The following is a 1,924-nucleotide window of genomic DNA, read 5'->3' on the forward strand; positions in this document are numbered from 1 at the left end:
CAGGTGGGTGGTGTCCAGCCAGCGCGCTTCGACGGTGGAGAAGAACGGGATGCGGGCGGGCTGCGGAGCGATGCCGGACAGGAGGTCGGCCAGCTCGTCCTTGATGGATTCGACGTGGGAGGTGTGGGAGGCGTAGTCGACGGCGATGCGGCGGGCGCGCACGCCCTCGGCGTCCAGAGCCGCGACCAGTTCGTCCAGGGCGGTGGGGTCGCCTGCCACGACCGCTGAGGTGGGGCCGTTGACCGCCGCGATCTCCAGGCCGGGGGCCAGGCGGGCGGTGACGTCCTCGACCGGCAGCGCGATCGAGGCCATGCCGCCGCGTCCGGCCAGGCCGCGAGCGATGGCCTGGCTGCGCAACGCCACCACCCGCGCCGCGTCCTCCAGCGACAGGGCACCCGCGACGTGGGCGGCGGCGATCTCGCCCTGCGAGTGCCCCACGACGGCGTCCGGTTCCACCCCGTAGGAGCGCCAGACCTCCGCCAGCGCCACCATGACGGCGAAGGAGAGGGGCTGCACGACGTCCACGCGGTCGAGCGGGCCGCGCAGCGCGTCGGTGAGCGACCAGTCGAGGTGGGGGGCGAGCGCGGCGGCGCACTCGGCGAAGCGGGCCGCGAAGGCCGGGGACGCCTCCAGCAGGTCCGCGCCCATGCCCGCCCACTGCGTCCCCTGGCCGGGGAAGACGAACGCCGTCCGGCCGTCGACGTCGGCGGTTCCCGTCACGACGGTCGGCGCCGGGGCGCCCGCCGCGAGCGCGCCGAGGGCGGTGAGCGCCTCGCTCCGGTCCCCCGCCACGACGACGGCGCGGTGGTGGAGGGCGGCGCGGGTCGTGGCCAGGGAGGAGCCGATGTCGGCGAGCCGGGTCCCGGGACGGTCGAGGACGGCGTCCCGCAGCCGTTCCGCCTGTGCGCGCAACGCGGGCACGGCGCGGGCGGAGAGCGGCAGGGCCACGACGTCCGGATCGGGCGCCTGCGGATCGCCGGGCGCCGCGGCGTCCGGGGCCTGCTCGATGATGACGTGGGCGTTGGTGCCGCTCACGCCGAACGACGACACCCCGGCCCGGCGCGGCCGGTCCACCTCGGGCCAGTCGCGCGCCTCGGCGAGCAGCCGGACGGCGCCCGCCGACCAGTCCACCTTGGACGACGGCGCGTCCACGTGCAGGGTCGCGGGCAGCACGCGGTGACGCAGCGCTTGGACCATCTTGATGACGCCCGCCGCACCGGCGGCGGCCTGCGCATGCCCAATGTTGGACTTGAGGGAGCCCAGCCAGAGCGGCTGATCGTCCGGCCGGTCCTGGCCGTAGGTCGCCAGCAGCGCTTGGGCCTCGATCGGGTCGCCCAGCCGCGTACCCGTCCCGTGCCCCTCGACCGCGTCGACGTCCGCGCCCGTCAGGCCCGCGTTCGCGAGAGCCTGCCGGATGACACGCTCCTGCGACGGACCGTTCGGCGCGGTCAGCCCGTTGGACGCGCCGTCCTGGTTGACGGCCGAACCCCGCACCACCGCCAGCACCTCGTGCCCGTTACGGCGCGCATCCGACAAGCGCTCCAGCACCAGCACGCCGACGCCCTCCGACCAGGCGGTGCCGTCGGCGGCGTCGGCGAACGCCTTGCAGCGGCCGTCGGCGGCGAGCGCGCCCTGCCGGGTGAACTCGACGAACGACGTGGGCCGGGCCATCACCGCGACGCCTCCGGCCAGCGCCAGCGACGACTCCCCCGACCGCAGCGACTGCGCCGCCAGATGCAACGCCACCAGCGACGACGAGCACGCCGTGTCCACCGTCACCGCCGGACCCTCCAGACCGAGGGTGTAGGACACCCGGCCCGACGCGACGCTGCCGGAGCTGCCGGTGCCGAGATAGCCCTCCAGGTCGGCGGGCACCTCACCGAGATCCGTGGCGTAATCGTGGTACATCAGCCCTGAGAAGACG

General features: G+C 75.3%; 1 protein-coding gene. It reads right to left on the bottom strand.

Going from position 1 to position 1,924, the window contains the following annotated elements:
- On the bottom strand, window positions 1–1,911 hold a 1,911-nt coding region (locus K1Y72_RS35795), incomplete at its 3' end, for a type I polyketide synthase (protein WP_372453071.1).
- Between the last annotated feature and the right edge of the window lie 13 nt (window positions 1,912–1,924).

This window comes from Actinomadura parmotrematis (assembly GCF_019458805.1).
Classification (GTDB): Bacteria; Actinomycetota; Actinomycetes; order Streptosporangiales; family Streptosporangiaceae; genus Spirillospora; species Spirillospora parmotrematis.